11 protein-coding genes and 1 rRNA gene are annotated in these 16,934 nt (G+C 60.0%); 4 read left to right on the top strand and 8 right to left on the bottom strand.

Annotation, left to right across the window (positions count from 1 at the left end; genetic code table 11):
- Positions 1-167: 167 nt before the first annotated feature.
- Positions 168-283, top strand: a 5S ribosomal RNA gene (rrf, locus tag ACTJKS_RS27630).
- Between the two features lie 233 nt (positions 284-516).
- Here rrf and ACTJKS_RS27625 read toward each other — a convergent pair.
- The 3 genes from ACTJKS_RS27625 to ACTJKS_RS27615 all read right to left on the bottom strand — a co-directional run bounded on the left by ACTJKS_RS27625 (position 517) and on the right by ACTJKS_RS27615 (position 4,598).
- Positions 517-3,009 carry a TonB-dependent siderophore receptor gene (locus ACTJKS_RS27625; protein WP_108181290.1) on the bottom strand — a complete coding sequence of 831 codons (2,493 nt, stop codon included), beginning with the start codon at positions 3,007-3,009 and terminating at the stop codon, positions 517-519.
- Positions 3,010-3,096: 87 nt separating this feature from the next.
- Positions 3,097-4,098, bottom strand: a complete 1,002-nt coding sequence (locus ACTJKS_RS27620; protein ID WP_108181291.1) for a FecR domain-containing protein — start codon at positions 4,096-4,098, stop codon at positions 3,097-3,099.
- On the bottom strand, positions 4,098-4,598 hold the full coding sequence (locus ACTJKS_RS27615; RefSeq protein ID WP_086795007.1) for a sigma-70 family RNA polymerase sigma factor: 501 nt from the start codon (positions 4,596-4,598) through the stop codon (positions 4,098-4,100). The genes ACTJKS_RS27620 and ACTJKS_RS27615 overlap by 1 nt, the downstream gene beginning before the upstream one ends.
- A 311-nt stretch (positions 4,599-4,909) precedes the next feature.
- Between ACTJKS_RS27615 and ACTJKS_RS27610 the strand changes: the two genes are divergently transcribed.
- Positions 4,910-6,790, top strand: coding sequence for a methyl-accepting chemotaxis protein (locus tag ACTJKS_RS27610; protein ID WP_108181292.1), 1,881 nt, complete (start codon positions 4,910-4,912; stop codon positions 6,788-6,790).
- Positions 6,791-6,936: 146 nt separating this feature from the next.
- Here ACTJKS_RS27610 and ACTJKS_RS27605 read toward each other — a convergent pair whose 3' ends face one another.
- From ACTJKS_RS27605 to ACTJKS_RS27585, 5 genes are all read right to left on the bottom strand, one after another.
- Complete coding sequence (locus ACTJKS_RS27605; protein ID WP_108181293.1) at positions 6,937-7,404, bottom strand: SRPBCC family protein; 468 nt, start codon at positions 7,402-7,404, stop codon at positions 6,937-6,939.
- Positions 7,405-7,426: 22 nt separating this feature from the next.
- Positions 7,427-10,819: an amino acid adenylation domain-containing protein gene (locus ACTJKS_RS27600; protein WP_108181294.1), complete on the bottom strand. Its 3,393-nt coding sequence runs from the start codon at positions 10,817-10,819 to the stop codon at positions 7,427-7,429.
- Positions 10,820-10,832: 13 nt separating this feature from the next.
- Complete coding sequence (locus tag ACTJKS_RS27595) at positions 10,833-11,762, bottom strand: diiron oxygenase (protein ID WP_041070899.1); 930 nt, start codon at positions 11,760-11,762, stop codon at positions 10,833-10,835.
- Entirely contained in the window at positions 11,759-12,535 is a 777-nt protein-coding gene (locus tag ACTJKS_RS27590; protein ID WP_041070902.1) for a DUF3050 domain-containing protein, read from the bottom strand. Before ACTJKS_RS27590 ends, ACTJKS_RS27595 begins: the two co-directional genes overlap by 4 nt.
- A 768-nt stretch (positions 12,536-13,303) precedes the next feature.
- Positions 13,304-14,014, bottom strand: a complete 711-nt coding sequence (locus ACTJKS_RS27585) for a GntR family transcriptional regulator (RefSeq protein ID WP_108181296.1) — start codon at positions 14,012-14,014, stop codon at positions 13,304-13,306.
- A 197-nt stretch (positions 14,015-14,211) separates the two neighbouring features.
- On the opposite strand from ACTJKS_RS27585, the gene lapG reads away from it, so the two are divergent.
- Complete coding sequence (lapG, locus tag ACTJKS_RS27580; protein WP_007962016.1) at positions 14,212-14,904, top strand: cysteine protease LapG; 693 nt, start codon at positions 14,212-14,214, stop codon at positions 14,902-14,904.
- A 14-nt stretch (positions 14,905-14,918) separates the two neighbouring features.
- Positions 14,919-16,865, top strand: a complete 1,947-nt coding sequence (gene lapD, locus ACTJKS_RS27575; protein WP_108181297.1) for a cyclic di-GMP receptor LapD — start codon at positions 14,919-14,921, stop codon at positions 16,863-16,865.
- The last annotated feature ends 69 nt before the right edge of the window (positions 16,866-16,934 follow it).

The following is a 16,934-nucleotide window of genomic DNA, read 5'->3' as shown; positions in this document are numbered from 1 at the left end:
AAACGATGCATCGCCGATGGTAGTGTGGGGTTTCCCCATGTGAGAGTAGGTCATCGTCAAGATTAAATTCCGAAACCCCAATTGCGAAAGCAGTTGGGGTTTTGTTTTAGTAGAAGTCACCGATTTTGCTGGCACGTTACCGTGTTGACGGGCCAGATACAGAATTTCTTGACGACCATAGAGCGTTGGAACCACCTGATCCCATCCCGAACTCAGAAGTGAAACGATGCATCGCCGATGGTAGTGTGGGGTTTCCCCATGTGAGAGTAGGTCATCGTCAAGATTAAATTCCAAAACCCCTGTCTGCTAACGCAGACAGGGGTTTTGTCGTTTCAGGGAATTCAAAATTCATGCCGCTTTGCGAGCTGTATTGATCTTCCACGCAACCTTCCGGAACGGTTTGTCATGGAGTAATCGCACCGCCTCAGCTGAGGCCGTTTGAACGGCGCCCTTAAAATCGAAAAAGCCAGCCCCTGAATGATCAGGGGCTGGCTTTTTTATGCACAAGGCTAAGGTTCAGAACTGGTAGCTGACTGTGGCCGCGATGTTGCGCTCTTCGCCCATGTAGCAGAAGCTCAGACTGGCGCAGGAGGCCACGTAAGACTCGTTGGTCAGGTTGTTAGCATTCAATCGAACGTCGACGCCCTTCAAGCCGACCTTGCCCAGGTCATAACCGATCGATGCGTCGAACAACGTGTAAGACGGTACCTTCAGTGTATTTTCCGCATCCGCCCAGCTGTAACCGACATAACGCACACCACCGCCCAAACGCAGGCCATCCAGTGCCGCGCTATCAAACTTGTAGTCGGCCCACAACGATGCCATGTGCCGCGGAGCCTGAGTCGGCGAGTTGCCTTTGTTTTCGATCACGTCGGTCGGCGTGCTCAGGGTACTGACCATCGACTTCGAATACTCGATATCGGTGAAGGTATAGCTACCGAGCACTTTCAGGTTGTCGGTCACCTGCATGTGCGCTTCCAGTTCCAGACCTTGCGAACGCACGGCGCCGACAGCACGGTAGAAATTTTCCTGGGGCAGCTTGGTCGCCAGGTTCTCCTGATCGATATGGAACAGCGAGGCGGTGAACAGATTGTCGGTGCCCGGCGGCTGGTACTTCAGGCCGACTTCCCATTGCGTTCCGTCGGTTGGCGGCAGCGGATTGCCGGCGCTGTCGGCATATGAGTTCGGGTTAAACGACTCGGAATAGCTGATGTACGGCGCCAAGCCGTTTTCGAACAGATACAAGGCGCCAGCGCGGCCGGTCAGTTTGGTGCGGCGGTCGTTGATTTCGGTGCCCACTGGCCGTCCCGCTTCGGCGATACGGTTCTCATCGGAAGTCTCGACCCAGTCCTGACGCAGTCCGAGTGAGAAGCGCCACTGGTCTATCTCGATCAGGTCTTGCAGGTATACGCCGGTTTGTTCCAGGCGGCGCAGATAACTGGTCTCGCCGTACATGTCGATCGCCGAATTGCCGTAGACCGGATCGAAGGCATTGATCGGCGCCAGGCCGCCGCTGGTCCAGTCGACCACGGTTTTGCGCCGTTGATAATCTGCGCCCATCAACACGGTGTGCTTGGTGGCACCGGTGAAGAATTCGGCCTGCAGCATGTTGTCGACGATGAACGCATGCAGACGCTCATCGCCGCCGGTGTAATAGCGGTTCAGTTCGTTGCTGGTTGGCGTCGTCCAGCCATAGGCGTAGACCTGATCCATGTTCACTTTGGAGTCGAGGTAACGGAAATTCTGCCGCGCCGTGAAGACATCGTTGAAGCGATGTTCGAACTGATAGCCAAAAGACTGCTGATCCCGCGAATACCCATCAACTCCCGGCTCGCCCTCGAAGAAGTGCGGCGAGATGCGGTTGCCGTTGCGCTGATGAATCGTGCCATCCGCCGGAACGCCACCGTGGTAGCCGCCATCCGGATCGTGCTGCAGATACGCCTGCAGCGTCAGCGAAGTGTCTTCAGTGAAATCGATGCTCAGGGTCGGGGCGAGAGCGAAGCGTTTTTCCTTGTTGTGGTCGAATTGCGTGTCGGATTGATCCGTCAAACCGGTCAGACGATAGGCAATGCGCTTGTCGTCATCGACTGGGCCGCTGAAGTCAAACCCGACCCCGCGCTGACCTTGGGTACCGACCGTGGCCTGAACCTGATGATAGGCCTCGTACAACGGTTTTTTGCTGGTCAGCGCCACCAGTCCACCGGGCGAACTGCGACCGTACAACACGGACGATGGGCCTTTGAGAATATCCACGCGTTCAAGGAAATACGGATCGACCTGCATGGTGCTGTAGGTGCCGCTGTCACCCATCGACTTGAGGCCGTCGAGATAGATGTTGTCCACCGAACCGTCGTTGAAACCGCGCATCGCCACGTAATCGTAGCGATGCGTCGCGCCGTAAGGGTTGGTCAGCACGCCGGGGGTATAACGCATCGTCTGGGAGACGGTCTGCGAGCCTTGGTCGTCCATTTGCTCGCGAGTCACCACCGATACGCTTTGCGAAGTTTCCAGCAGCGCGGTACTGGTCTTGGTGGCGATCTGGCTGTGGGTGGCGTTGTAGCCCTCCATGCTGCCTAGCGCGTTACCGAGAGCGAAGCCTTTGATATCAGTGGCCGGCAGCGCCAGTGCATCGCTGTCGCTGACCGAGTGCAGAATATAGCTGCTGCCATCCTGGCTGACCGCTTCCAGCCCCGAGCCACTCAGCAAATGGCTCAACGCCTGATCGGTTGAATATTCGCCCTGCACGCCCGGCGACTGCCGCCCCTGCGTTTGCTGGGGTGTCATCGACAAAGTGATACCCGCCTCGCGCGCAAACCGGTTCAGCGCGTCGTCCAACGGGCCGGCGCCAATGTTGTAGCGATGGCTGCTCGCTTCACTGGCATTGGCGGCGAGGCTCAGGGCAGGCAACACTCCGGTGCCTAGAACAGTGGAGAGCAGGGCGGCGCGAACGGCGTGGCGTAACAGGCCTGATTCGGCAGTGAAATGCAGAGAGGTGATGCGGACAGTCATTGTCGGTTTCCGTGGCAAGTCGCTAAAGCGGAATGGAAGTGCTTACTGACCAAGCCGGATTTGCCGCAAAAAACCGCCAAAATAATTTCAGGCCACTGCCTCAATCATTACCCACCACCGGGTGCGGTAGCGCAATTGCACCGGCAACGTCTGCGGCAAAATGGTCAACAGCTTGTCGGTGTCCTCCAGGCGGAATACGCCGGACAGGCGCAAATCTGCCACCGCCGGCGCGCACGTCACGAAACCTGGACGATAACGTCCGACCTCGTTGAGAAAGTCGCCCAGGCGCATATTGCGAGTGACGATCAGACCGTCGACCCACGCGCCCGCGTCCATATTTGGTGGCGGCGCCGGGCGTACCTGGTGGTGATCGATCAGGTAGGTCTGCCCGGCGAGTGCCTCGACCGAGGTGCCAGCGCTATGAATGGTCACACGGCCGTGGGTGACGCTCAGACGCGTGCAATCACTGTCCTGACGCAGGATGAAGCGGGCGTGGGTCGGCTCATAAACGCCGTGACGACTTTTTACGCGAAGCGCCCGATTGAACGCCGCGCCTTCATCGTTACCGCCGCATGTGACGATGATTTCGCCGCGAGTGAGTTTGATCAGCCGCTGCTGCGCGGTGTAATCCAGATCCACTGCGCTGGCAGTGTTCAGCTCGATCCGCGTGCCGTCGGGCAACTGGAACCCGCGACGCTCGCCGGTCGCCGTAGCGTAATCAGCGCGCCACTGCTGCCACACGGAGGTGTCCTTGGCCAGCCATGCCGCGGAGCCCATCAGCACCGCGCCAGACAGCAGCTTCAAGGCTTGTCGCCGTCCGAGCCCTTGCGCACTGTTTTCCAGCGTATGGAACGCCACTTGGGCACCGGGCACGGCGCGCAGGTTATGGCTCAGTTCAGCCTGCAGCGACTGCACGCGCTGCCAGGCCAGTTCATGTTCATGATGTTCGGCGCGCCACGCGTCGCACTGATGACTCAGACGCGCATTGCCATGGTTGTTGCGCAGCCGCAGGAACCAGTAAATGGCTTGCTTGACCACCTGTTGCGGCGGCTCGGCGCGACGCCCGACTGAGTTGTTATCCACAGGCATCAACTTGCATACCGCAACACGTAACAGTGATACAGCGCAGCGGCGACGTAACGTTCGACTGAGCGCAGTGACAAACCCATCTGCGCGGCAATCTGCTTGTGGGTCAAACCTTCGCACTGCGCCAGCAGAAACGCCTGACGCACTTTCGGTCGCAGGCCTTCAAGCATGCGCGCGATGCTCTCGAGCAACTCGATTACCAGCGCGCGGGTTTCGGCGCTTGGGGCTTCGGCTTCGGGCAAGTGGGCGATGGTTTCGAGATAGGCGCGTTCGATTTCTTCACGACGCCAGAGGTCGATCACCAGGCCACGGGCGATGGTGCTTAAAAATGCGCGAGGTGCTTTCAGTTCCAGGCGTTCGCTGCGCTGCAGCAGACGGACGAAGGTGTCCTGGGCCAGATCCGCCGCATCCGCGGCATTGCCCAGTCGCGCTCGCAGCCAGGCGTTGAGCCAGCCGTGATGACTCCTGTAAAGCGCCTGCACTGCAAACTCAGGTGAGGACATGAACGCAACAGCCCGAACGTCACAAATGATAATTAGTCGCATTGTCATCAAGGGCTACAGAATTTGCAACCGGCGCTGCAAAACAGTCATCAAAAAATGACAGACGAACGCTCTGGCACGCCGTTCGGCGGGAATCTGGCAGAAATGCCGTGCATTTCCTGCAAAGCGCTAAGTTTTCTCCGAAGCGTGCCGACAGACTGGTGAGACATGCGTGCACCAAAGTAGAGCGGCCGTCAGAACGCCGCCTGCGCTGTACATGGAATGTTGCATCCCGGAACGCATCCCCACTTTTGCATAAGAAGTCCCATGAAATGAATCTCAAGTTCAGCCATAAAATCCTGTTGGCCGCCTCGGGCGTCGTGGTCCTGGCTTTCGCTTTGTTCACCCTCTACAACGACTACCTGCAGCGCAACACCATTCGCCAGAACCTCCAGTCGTCCGTGCAGCAGGCCGGCGATCTGACCGCCAGCAGCGTGCAGAACTGGATGAGCGGGCGAATTCTGGTGCTGGAAAACCTCGCGCAAAACGTTGCCCATCAGGGCAAGAACGCCGACTTCCCGGGGCTGGTCGATCAACCGGCCTTCACCTCGAACTTCCAGTTCACCTACGTCGGTCAAGCCAACGGTGTGTTCACCCAGCGCCCTGACGCGAAGATGCCGGACGGCTACGACCCGCGTCAGCGCCCTTGGTACAAGCAAGCCGTCGCTGCCGACAAAACCATGCTGACGCCGCCGTACATGGCGGCGGTCGGTGGTCTGGTGGTGACCATCGCCATGCCGGTAAAAAACAATGGCGAATTGCTGGGTGTGGTCGGCGGTGACCTGAGCCTGGAAACCCTGGTGAAGATCATCAATTCGGTGGACTTCGGTGGCCTCGGTCACGCATTCCTGGTCAGCGGTGACGGTCAGGTAATCGTCAGCCCGGACAAAGACCAGGTGATGAAGAACCTCAAGGACATCTACCCGAACGCCGGCGTGCGCATCGAGAAGGGCAACCAGAACGTGGTACTCAACGGCCAGGAGCGCATCCTGTCGTTCACCCCGGTCAGCGGCTTGCCGAATGCCGACTGGTACATCGGCCTGTCGATCGATCGTGACAAGGCCTATGCCGCGCTCAGCCAGTTCCGCACTTCGGCGTTGATCGCGATGTTCGTCGCGGTCGCTGCGATTGCGCTGCTGCTGAGCCTGCTGATCAACGTTCTGATGCGTCCGCTGACCACCATGGGTCGTGCGATGCAGGACATCGCCCAGGGCGAAGGCGACCTGACTCGTCGTCTGGTCGTGCAAGGCAAGGATGAGTTCGCTGAACTGGGCAGTTCGTTCAACCAGTTCGTCGAGCGCATTCATGCGTCGATCTCCGAAGTGTCGTCGGCCACCCGTCATGTACACGACCTGTCGCAACGGGTGATGGCCTCGTCCAACGCTTCGATCATCGGTTCCGACGAACAAAGCGCCCGCACCAACAGCGTGGCCGCCGCGATCAACCAGTTGGGCGCCGCGACTCAGGAAATCGCCCGCAACGCCGCCGACGCTTCGCAACACGCCAGCGGCGCGAGCGAGCAGGCCGATGACGGTCGTCAGGTGGTCGAACAGACGATTCAGGCGATGACCGAGCTGTCGCAGAAGATCAGCCTGTCGTGCACCCAGATCGAAACCCTCAATGCCAGCACCGACAACATTGGCCACATCCTCGATGTGATCAAAGGCATCTCGCAGCAGACCAACCTGCTGGCGCTCAACGCGGCCATCGAAGCGGCCCGTGCCGGTGAAGCCGGACGTGGTTTTGCGGTGGTGGCGGACGAAGTGCGTAACCTCGCGCATCGCACCCAGGAATCGGCGGAAGAGATCCACAAGATGATCACTTCGTTGCAGGTCGGTTCCCGTGAAGCGGTGACCACCATGAACGCCAGTCAGGCGTCCAGCGAAGAGAGCGTGGAAGTGGCCAATCAGGCGGGCCTGCGCCTGGTCAGCGTGACCCAGCGCATCGGCGAAATCGACGGCATGAACCAGTCGGTGGCTGCCGCGACGGAAGAGCAGACGGCGGTGGTGGAAACCCTCAACGTCGACGTCAATCAGATCAACCTGCTGAACCAGCAGAGCGTCGCCAACCTCAATGAAACGTTGAAGGATTGTGATGCGTTGTCGCAGCAGGCGAATCGGTTGAAGCAGTTGGTCGACAGCTTCAAGATCTGATTGTCAGATTCGAGACCGCGTTATCGTTCTTCGCGAGCAGGCTCGCTCCCACAAATTGACCGCGTTCCTACAGAAGGAATGCGATCAAAATGTGGGAGCGAGCCTGCTCGCGAAAGCGGTCTGACAATCACCGCAAAGCCAAAGCCTTAGACAAACAGCTTCAGCACATTCCCCATCGCATCATCGGCAAACCCCTGCACGAAATCCTTGAACCCCGGCAGCGCCTCGGCACCACCGCTGGCCGGCTCGGCAATAATCGTCCAGGTCGCCCGCGACTTGCCCACCCCCAAAGATTCCACGTTCATCGCCGCCCACAGATTGGCCACACCCAGCGTGTTGTAGATCGTGGTCCAGGTCATGGCGCGCGCCTGCTCATCGCGGGAGTTGAGTTGCTCGACCACCACGTTGCCGTCCTTGAAGAACTTCTTGCGCAGCGAGGACACGCCTTCACCGGTCATTTCGATGTGCGACAACGCCGGAATAAACCGGTCGAAACCGGCGAAATTGCCGACCACCGCCCAAACTTGCGCCGCGTCCGCCGGCACTTCCACCGACGAAACAACGTGGCAGCCGTGCGGGTTTTTGATCAAGGTGTCGGGTTGCAGATTGCTCATGGTGTTGCTCCTTTTTGATGAACTAGATGAAGTTGATCTGTTTCAGGTAATCGCAGCCGCGACGCAGCAGCGCCGGGGATTTTTCCGGGTACTGCGCGCCCATTTGTTGCACCCCGGCGTGGGCGTTGGCGTGGCCGATCAGGGAGATGTCGCCGATGTCTTCCTCGAAGCCGTTGAGGTAGAAACCGAGCACGCCGAACAGCGCGTTGTCGGCGTCGACCCGGCCCAGTTGCTGTTGCCAGTCGGCGACACTGACCAGCGAAAATTCGCTGCCGGTTTCGCGGAACGAAGCGACGTAGGCATCCCAACTCAGTGGCTCGGGGTTGTGCAGGTTGAACACCGCTCGCTCGGTCGAATAACGGCTGGCGTGGAAGGCGATGAAACGGGCGAGAAAGTCCACCGGCATCAGGTCGAAATTCAGTGCGAAGGCCGGCACCTGACCGAGTTGGATCGAGCCCTTGAGCATCAGCATCAAACGGTTCTTGTGCGGTTGGCAGACGCCGCTCAGGCTGTTGAAACTGATGTTGCCGGGGCGATACAGGTTGACCCACACCCCACGCTCGCGCGCCCGTTCAAGGATGCGCTCGCCGACCCACTTCGACAGGTTGTAGCCATTGCGGATGTAGATCGGCGGGGTCGGTGCGGCGGGCAATTCGAGCACGCGGCCTTCGTCATCGACGGTGCTGGAAGCGGACAGCGTCGAGACAAAGTTGAAGACCTTTTTGCTGCGCCCTTCACACAGGCGCAGCAGCTCGAAAATCGGCTCGACGTTATCCGCGGCCAGCGACTCGTAATCGAGCACATGGTTGACGTTGGCGGCGTTGTGCACCAGTGCGCCGAACTCGCGATCCAGGCGCTGATAATCGGCGTCGGCCAAGCCCAGTTGCGGACGGGTGATGTCTGCCGAGTAGATCCGCACCCGGCTCAGGTCCAGATGCTCCAGACGGTTCTCGCGCAACGCCTGGGCAAAGCGCTGCGCCGCCGTTTGTCCGCCACCGTCACGCACCAGACACGCCACCTCGCTGGCGCCCCAGCCGAGCAGCGCTTCGACAATGTGTACGCCGACAAAGCTGTTGGCGCCGGTGACGATCACCTTGTGCACATCGCCCAGGCGACTGATCGGCAACGGCTCGATGTTCAGCGGGCGTTCGGCGTCGGCCATGGCCTGGGCGCTGAGCACCGCGCTGTCATCGGTCCCGCGCACCAGCGTTGCGAGCTTGATGATGGTCGGCAATTCGATGAAGCGGTTGATCGAGATGCTGCGCCCGAATTCCTCACGCAAACGCAGCAACATGCGCGACAGCAGGATCGAATGCCCACCGAGGTTGAAGAAACTTTCGTCGGTGGAAATATCGCTGGTGGGCAGCTCCAGCAGTTCCGCCCAGATCTCCAGCAGCAGCGCTTCGTCGGCATTTGCCGGCAGGCATTTCGGGCCGCTGTCCTGCACGCTCACCGGCAGTTCCAGCAACGCCTTGCGGTCGACCTTGCCGTTGCTGGCGAATGGCATGTGCGGCAGTTCAGTCCACGCCACCGGTTGCATGTAGTCCGGCAAAAACTGCTGGGCATGCGCCTTCAATAGATCGCGTGCAGCGTCCGACTGCGGCTGCGCAAGGAACGCCAGAATCCGCCGCTGACTGTCGATCACCACCGCCACCTGACGGTACAACTGGCTCTCGCGCAGGCAGCGTTCGATCTCTTCCGGCTCGACCCGGAAACCACGGATCTTCACCTGATTGTCGCGCCGTCCGCACAGCTCGATACCGTGCTCGCCCCATTTGGCCATGTCGCCGCTGCGGTACGCGCGCAACGTTTGGCCGTGCGGCAGTTGCAGGGTCAGGTAGCGCTCGGCGGTCTGCTGCGGGTTGTTCAGATAACCGAGGCAAACGCCGGGGCCGACGATGAACAATTCGCCGACGGTGTTCTCCGGCACCGGTTGCAAGTCGTCATCGAGAATCAGCACCTGACTGTTGGCGATCGGCGCGCCGAGGGTGCGGTTGCTGTCACCCGGTTGCAGTTGCCGGGCGGTGATCAGCACCGTGGCTTCGGTGGGGCCGTAGAGGTTATGCAACTTGCCCTGACGGGTCAGTTGCTCGATGACGAAGGGCTCGCAGACGTCGCCGCCGGTCATGACCTCGACGCCTTGCAGTTGCTCCAGCGGCAGGATGCTCAGCAGCGCCGGCGGCAGAAACGCGTGGGTCAGTTGCCGGCGGCGGATCAGCGCCACCAGTTGCAGCGGATCGCGGCGCTGGGTGTCATCCGGCACCACCAGTTCGGCGCCTTGCAGCAGGCTCGGGAAGATATCGATCAGCGAAGAATCGAAGCTCAGCGAAGAGAACTGCAAGACCCGACTTTCAGCGCGCAACTGCACGTAATCGGCGTACCACGCGGTGAAGTGCGCGAGGTTCGCCTGGCTCAGCAGCACGCCCTTCGGATGCCCGGTGGTGCCCGAGGTATAGAGCGCCATGCACGGCGCTTCAAGCGTCGGCCGCTGACGCATCAACGGTTGGCTGGGATCCGCATCCGCGCTGTCGATACAGCTGACATCCAGACCGGGCATTGACTCACTCAGCGGGTGCTCGCCGTCGTGCAGCAACAAAACCGCGCCGGCGTTCTGCAGGATGTATTGCTGGCGCTGCAACGGATGGCTCGGCTCCAGCGGCAGGTACACCGCGCCACTGCCGAGCACCGCCAGAATCGAGGCAAACAGCGCCGGGCTTTTCGGCTGACAGATACCTACGATCCACGGCTGCGGATGTTGCTCGAGCAATGGCAGCAGGCGTTGCTGGATCGCACAGCTGTGGGCGTGTAACTGGCGATAGCTGAGCGACTGCTCGGCCAGGTGCAGCGCCGGTCGCTCGGCGTGTTCGATCAGGCTGCGTTGCAGGCGTTCGATCAACGGGATCTGCGCCTGCTTGAGCAGCATCGGGTTGGCCGTGTCGTTAAGGCGATGGACGTAGGCCAGGCTGTCGAGAAACCGCAGGTCTTCCACCTGTTCGAAATCCGCTGCCGTGGCGGGCATCACCTGCTGGAAATACTCGGCATCGCGGGAGAAACGGCTGACCAGCAGCGCAACTTCGTCGACCACCTGCGTCAGCACCCGCTGGCGCAGAGCCTGACCGTTGCCGGACGGCTCATCGCCAATCGGCACTCGGCAGATCAGAGACGAACCAAGGAAGCACAGCAGGTCGAGCGTTGGTAAACCGCCAAGGCTTTGCGCAGCGATACCCAGGCGCAGATGCAAGTGCGGGATGGCGCAGAAATCGCCGGCGCCGATGAAGCCATCGTCGATGATCAGATCCACCGGCGATTGCGCCGCGCCGCTGCGCAGCAAGGTGTGACCGTGTTGTTCGAGTTCCTGCGCCAGGTCGGTCATGGCCTGGCTGGCGCCAATCAGCAAAATGTCGAGACGTCTCATGTCAGCCTCCTCATCAAACCAGATAGTCGCGCAGGGCGTGCTGCACGCAGGGCGTGTCGAGCAGCGAGCTGCTGTGGAAAAAACGCACGATGTTGCCCACCAGCGGATGGTGGCGATTGATCGGGAAGGCCAGCCCGGTCATCTCGTCACTGAGGGAACGGCGCACGGCATCGCTGACCGGCAAGGCGTCGATCAGGCGCAGATCGAAGGACTTCTGAATGTCGTTGGTCAGGTAATGGCCGATGAACACCGGCAGGATCTGCGCGATGGTTTCCCGGTCTGCGTCACTGGTGGTGTGCCAATAGATGCGCACCATGCGCGCCCAGAAACTGGAGTGCCGGCCCTCATCGAGCAAGTGATCGGCCATCAGGCCTTTGATCGACGGCTTGACCGTATCGTCCCGGGCAAACGCTGCGACATCGCCGGTTACGGTGTTTTCGGCGATGGCCACGCAGATCAGTTCCACTGCGCTGCGCAGGTGCTCGGGCGCCAGTGCCACGGCGGCAGGAATTGCCCGGCTCAGTTCGATTTCAGTGGGCAGTTCGATCGGCTCGATGCCGGTCATCGCCACGGTCTGCTGCATGAAGTCCATCGCCACCAGCGCGTGGTAATCCTCGTCCACCACCACGGTCATGGCGTCGTAGCGACAGGCGAACGGGAAGGCCACGGCAAAGCGATTCTTGGCGATACTGCGCGCGGTCTTGTCGACGATCTCGGTCTCGAAAATCACCACGTCGTTGATGAACTTGTACAGCGTCTGCACCAGGGCAAAATCCCGTTGTTGCGGGCACTCGCGCAGGAAGGTTTCGCTGAGTACCAAGGGCTGGCGGCTCAACGGATAGATCAGGCGCTCATCGTCTTCCAGTACGCGCCGTGGCCGGGTGCGGATGGTGGCGCGGCTTTCCCAGGCGTCGGCGAAGGATTGGTAATCGGCGGCGTTCATTGGGCCACCTCCGCCAACGGTTCGCGCATGCTCAGACGCAGGCCGTCCCACAAGGCGATGCGGCTTTCCACTGCCGCGATGGCGCTGGCGTAGACCTCGGCTTCGCGTTGCGGATCGCCATCGACCAGACGCTCAAGCAGTTGCTCCGCCGCCGGACCGTGATCTTCGGAATCGACCTCGATGTGGCGCTCCAGGTAATAGCGAAAGGTCGGCGCCTGTTCGATACCGATCCCCCAGTCATCGAGGATGCGCTGGAACATGGTCGGGATGACGCTCTCGCGACCATGCAGGAACGCGGCAGCGACGCTGTGGCCTGGCGCATGCAGCGCGGTGTTTAGCGTCTCGCGAACAAATTTTGCTGCTGCCGGATCCACTTCCACGCTTTGCAGGGCGACGTCGTAACTCACGCCTTCCTGTTGCAACGCGACAAAGCGTTCGACTGCCGTGGTGCTCGCACCGACTTCGCGCATGGCGTCCAGATACAGCTCGAAATGACTGTAATGGCCGTGAGCGGGACGGTCGTCGGACTCTTCGCCGAGCACGATCTCGTTGATCAGCCGCGCAGCATGCGGATCACGCGGCGGCAGCCAGGGCAGACGGGTGCAGGTCAGTTCTTGTTGGAGACGCTTGGTCAGCGACATGAAATCCCAGACGGCGAAGACGTGGGATTCCATGAACCGGCGCAGTACCGATAACGAATCGATTTCAGTAAAGATCGGATGAACGCTCAATTGAGCTTTTATCAGGGCGAGTTGTTCTTTAGTTGGCATCATGGCTAACCTCGGTGTTATTGGAATAGAGAAAGTTGCTCGTTCGGTGCGTCAACGCGGACTGGCTGTTTCTTGAACTTTTATAGTGGCGAGCGCTGGCCTCATTCAGATAAATGAAAGTGTGCGAAGTGCATGGGAGGCTCTGGGCTATGCCTGGGCGACTATTTGCCAAGGCTGTCAGCTGAGTGCGGAGCCGTGCCGTGTTTGCGGGGTTTAACCTGCTCGGCGAGGAAAAGCTAATACATCATCAAATAACTTAACAAGTTTATTTTTAATTATTTTAAGTTTGCTGTTTTTTAAGTATGAGACGATCCGGTAAAACTTATTAATTAGGTTTTACTTGGGCGTAGTTGCTCCTTTCGGCGAACAGTGGCCAAAATTGAAGACAAGAGTGAATGCCTCACTCAGAGCAACTTTTCGATACAAGGGTTGAAGTTATGTATAGGGGTGAAAGTTGGCCGGGAACGGCGCCGTAACTTCCTTTTATCCCGTGGCAAGGCTCCTTCCGTAGGTTCCTGGTGCGAGGACTGCGCCGGCGGTGCGGTGCGTCCCCGTTCTTCATGGGTTGGCTGTTCAAGAGTGCGGGTAAATTGGCGGGACGGCTATGACCGATTCGTCCGCGGCGAGCTGCAATACCGGACTTATGGGGGCGCTGGGAGGTTAGAGCGAACAGGCGAATCCGCCACCGGGTTTGCGGCAGACCGTAGAGAGGATTTGTAAGCGGGTTATTCGCCGGTCAGCTGCAAGGGCCTGAAACCGGCGTGGAGGGGATCAGCGAACGGCCTTGCGGTGTTGTCCGGCAGGGCTGGCGAGGTAACGGGTGATCACCTCGACGCCACGGTTGAGGTGTTGTGTGAGCAGCTTCACCGACAGTTCGACATCGCGTTCGATTACGGCCTGGAGCATCGCGCGGTGATCTTCCTGGGACAGTTTGCCCAGGCCCATGGCTTCAAGGTTGAAACGCAGAAAGCGCTCTTCTTCATTCAGGCCGCCTTCGACCAGTCGCAGCAACCGCTGATTCGGCGCCTTGCTGTACAACGCCATGTGGAACAGGCGATTGAGCCGACCGATTTCGCTGTAGTCGTGCTGGGTCTCAAGTGCTTCGATAAAACTGGCGGCAAGCGCGTGATCGGTGCTGGTCAGCAGCGGAACCGACTGGCGCATGGCTTCGGATTCGAGCAGGATTCGCAACTCGTAGGTTTCGGTAGCGTCGCCCTGAATCAGCGGGGCAACCACGGCGCCTTTGTGGGTCGTGACGCTCAGCAGCTCCTGAGCCTCCAGCTGACGCAGAGCCTCGCGCACCGGCATGCGGCTGACCCCGAACAGGTCAGCCAGATCCTGCTGACGCAGGGCAGTGCCGCACGGTAAACGACCGTCAAGGATCGCCGAGCGCAACGTCTCCTCGATGATCGAACGGGCAAGATGTGCAGGAATCGGCCCATCGACTTTGATGCTGTGCAGCGGTTTGGGCTTCTGTGTCACAACTACTCACCCTGAATGAAGACGTAATTTGGATCCAAAGACACTAGTGATTGCTCTACAGGTTGTCAAACCACGTAAAGGATTGCTGTCCTGAGTAAAGTTTAGCGCGCTGGCGATGATCTCATGGTGCGATTGTTTTTTGCCGGGCTAAGCTTCACCATCAAACGCTTTCCTTCCTGCCCCCTTGGAAACCAGCTGTGGCGGTACGTTTCGCGATCCCTCGGACTTTGCGCTGGCTAGGCTGCGCACTGCTGCTGGCCGGCGTCATGCTGGGCGGTCTGCATGCCGATTGGGATTTTTCCGCGATCAGCCGCAAAGCCACGGCGCTGTACGGGCCGCTGGGCGCCGGGCAGCAGCGGATCGATGCCTGGCAGAACCTGCTGGCCACGCAGAAACAAGTCAGCGAGATGGAAAAGCTGAAAGTCGTGAACCTGTTTTTCAACAAACAGGTGCGCTATGTAGAGGACATCGATCTGTGGGGCCAGGTCGATTATTGGGAGACACCGATCGAAGCGCTGTGGAAAGGCGCCGGTGATTGCGAAGACTACGCGATCGCCAAGTATTTCAGCCTGCGCCATCTCGGGGTTTCCAGTGACAAGCTGCGCATCACCTACGTCAAGGCACTGCGCCAGAATCGCGCGCACATGGTACTGACTTACTACGCCACCCCCGATGCCATGCCGCTGGTGCTCGACAGCCTGATCGATCCTATTCAGCCTGCGTCCCAGCGAACCGATTTGCTGCCGGTCTACTCTTTCAATGCTGAAGGTCTGTACCTGCCGGGAGCCAAGGGCAACAAAAAGGTCGGTGACACCAAACGCCTGTCGCGCTGGCAGGATGTGCTGAAGAAAATGCAGGCCGAAGGTTTTCCGGTCGAAACGACTAACTAGGAGCACGCGCTCAGATGTCTTTGTTCAAACAGCTGTTGATCGCTATCTGTCTGTTCCTGGTGGTCGCCTTCACCGGCAGCTTCATGGTCAGTCTGGAGAGCTCGCGCACCCAGTACGTCAACCAGCTGCGCTCCCATGCCCAGGATGCCGCCACGGCGCTGGCGTTGTCGCTGACGCCGAATATCGACGATCCGGCGATGGTCGAGCTGCTGGTCAGCTCGATTTTCGACAGCGGCTATTACGCGAGCATCCGTGTGGTCGACCTCAAGACCGACCAGACCATCGTCGAGCGCAGCGGGATTCCGGCGGTGAGCAATGTGCCTGACTGGTTCGTCAAACTGATCGGCCTGGAACCGGCCGGTGGCGATGCCTTGGTCAGCCGTGGCTGGGAGCAGGCCGCGCGGGTCGAGGTGGTCAGCCACCCGATGTTTGCCGTGGCCAAGCTGTGGCAGAGCGCGTTGGGCAGCCTCGGCTGGCTGTTGCTGTGCGGCGCGGTCAGTGCGGTGCTCGGTGCGTTGCTGCTGCGCCGGCAATTGCGCCCGCTGGATTACATGGTCAAACAGTCCCACGCCATCGCCCGTCGCGAGTTCCTCAGCCTGCCGGAGCTACCGCGCACCCCGGAACTGCGGCGCGTGGTGCAGGCGATGAACCAGATGGTCGAGAAGCTCAAGGCGTTGTTCCAGGAACAGGCCGAGCGCAGCGAAAAACTGCGCGCCGAGTCTTATCAGGACACCCTCACGGGGCTGGCCAACCGGCGCTATTTCGAGATGCAACTGCACAACCGCGTGAGCAACCCGGAGCAGGCCAGTTCCGGTTACCTGCTGCTGTTGCGGGTCAAGGATCTGGCCGGGCTCAACCAGCGCCTGGGCGGTCAGCGCACGGATGAATTGTTGAAAGCCGTCGGCGAGCAGTTGTCCCGCGAATGCGCCAAATACCCGGAAACCCAGAACCTCATCACCCGGATTCGCGGCGGTGAATTCGCCGTGCTGGCGCCGGGGCTGGTGCGTGAAGAGGCGCTGCAACTGGCGCAAAACCTCGACAGTGCGCTGAGCAGCCTGCACGCCACCGGCGCCACTGATGTGCCGGCCGTGGCCTCCATCGGCCTCGCCCCGTTTGCCCACGGCGATTCACCGCAAGCAGTGCTGACCCTGGGTGATCAGGCGCTGGCGCAGGCCGAAGGGCAGGGCGAGCAGAACTGGGCGTGCATCGATCAGAGCCTGGTGGCCGAGGTTGGCGACGATCACCACGCCTGGCATCGATTGCTTGATCAGGCGCTGAATCAGCAGCGCTTCGAGTTGTATTTCCAACCGGTGGTGGCTGCGCAGGACACGCAACTGGTGCTGCATTACAAAGTGCTCTCGCGCTTGCTGGATGAGCAGGGCCAGACCATTCCCGCCGGACGTTTCCTGCCGTGGCTCGAGCGTTTCGGCTGGACCGCACGACTTGACCGCTTGATGCTCGAACGCGTTCTGGAGCAGATGAAAGGGCACGAGGATTCGCTGGCGCTGAACCTGTCCTCGGCAACCCTGGCCGATCCACAGGCATTGAACAAAGTGTTCGAGATTCTGCGCGCGCACTCCGACCTCGGCGAGCGTCTGACGCTGGAGATCGGTGAGGAGCAACTGCCGGAGCAGGCGGTGCTGGAGCAGTTGACCCGGCGTTTGCGTGAGCTCGGTTTCTCCTTGAGCCTGCAGCGCTTTGGTGGACGCTTCAGCATGATCGGCAACCTGGCGAGGCTGGGGCTGGCGTATCTGAAGATCGATGGCAGCTATATTCGTGCGATCGATCAGGAAAGTGACAAGCGTCTGTTCATCGAAGCCATCCAGCGGGCGGCGCACAGCATTGATCTGCCGCTGATTGCCGAGCGCGTCGAGACCGAAGGGGAATTGTCGGTGATTCGCGAGATGGGTTTGTATGGGGTGCAGGGGCAGCTGTTTGGTGAGCCCAAGCCCTGGAATTAAACTTTTAGTGCGGCGGCGTCATTGATGCCGTCTTCGCGAGCAGGCTCGCTCCCACATTTGATATGCATT

The sequence above is a fragment of the Pseudomonas sp. 22189 genome (assembly GCF_052045635.1).
GTDB lineage: Bacteria > Pseudomonadota > Gammaproteobacteria > Pseudomonadales > Pseudomonadaceae > Aquipseudomonas > Aquipseudomonas parakoreensis.
Note: the sequence above shows the minus strand (reverse complement) of the source record. Positions and strands in the feature narration are given on the sequence as shown.

What these genes read in the sequence shown, in the direction of transcription:
- ACTJKS_RS27625 (WP_108181290.1), bottom strand. Translation starts at nt 3,009, where the DNA reads ATGACTGTCCGCATCACCTCTCTGCATTTCACTGCCGAATCAGGCCTG.
- ACTJKS_RS27620 (WP_108181291.1), bottom strand. Translation starts at nt 4,098, where the DNA reads ATGCCTGTGGATAACAACTCAGTCGGGCGTCGCGCCGAGCCGCCGCAA.
- ACTJKS_RS27615 (WP_086795007.1), bottom strand. Translation starts at nt 4,598, where the DNA reads ATGTCCTCACCTGAGTTTGCAGTGCAGGCGCTTTACAGGAGTCATCAC.
- ACTJKS_RS27610 (WP_108181292.1), top strand. Translation starts at nt 4,910, where the DNA reads ATGAATCTCAAGTTCAGCCATAAAATCCTGTTGGCCGCCTCGGGCGTC.
- ACTJKS_RS27605 (WP_108181293.1), bottom strand. Translation starts at nt 7,404, where the DNA reads ATGAGCAATCTGCAACCCGACACCTTGATCAAAAACCCGCACGGCTGC.
- ACTJKS_RS27600 (WP_108181294.1), bottom strand. Translation starts at nt 10,819, where the DNA reads ATGAGACGTCTCGACATTTTGCTGATTGGCGCCAGCCAGGCCATGACC.
- ACTJKS_RS27595 (WP_041070899.1), bottom strand. Translation starts at nt 11,762, where the DNA reads ATGAACGCCGCCGATTACCAATCCTTCGCCGACGCCTGGGAAAGCCGC.
- ACTJKS_RS27590 (WP_041070902.1), bottom strand. Translation starts at nt 12,535, where the DNA reads ATGATGCCAACTAAAGAACAACTCGCCCTGATAAAAGCTCAATTGAGC.
- lapD (WP_108181297.1), top strand. Translation starts at nt 14,919, where the DNA reads ATGTCTTTGTTCAAACAGCTGTTGATCGCTATCTGTCTGTTCCTGGTG.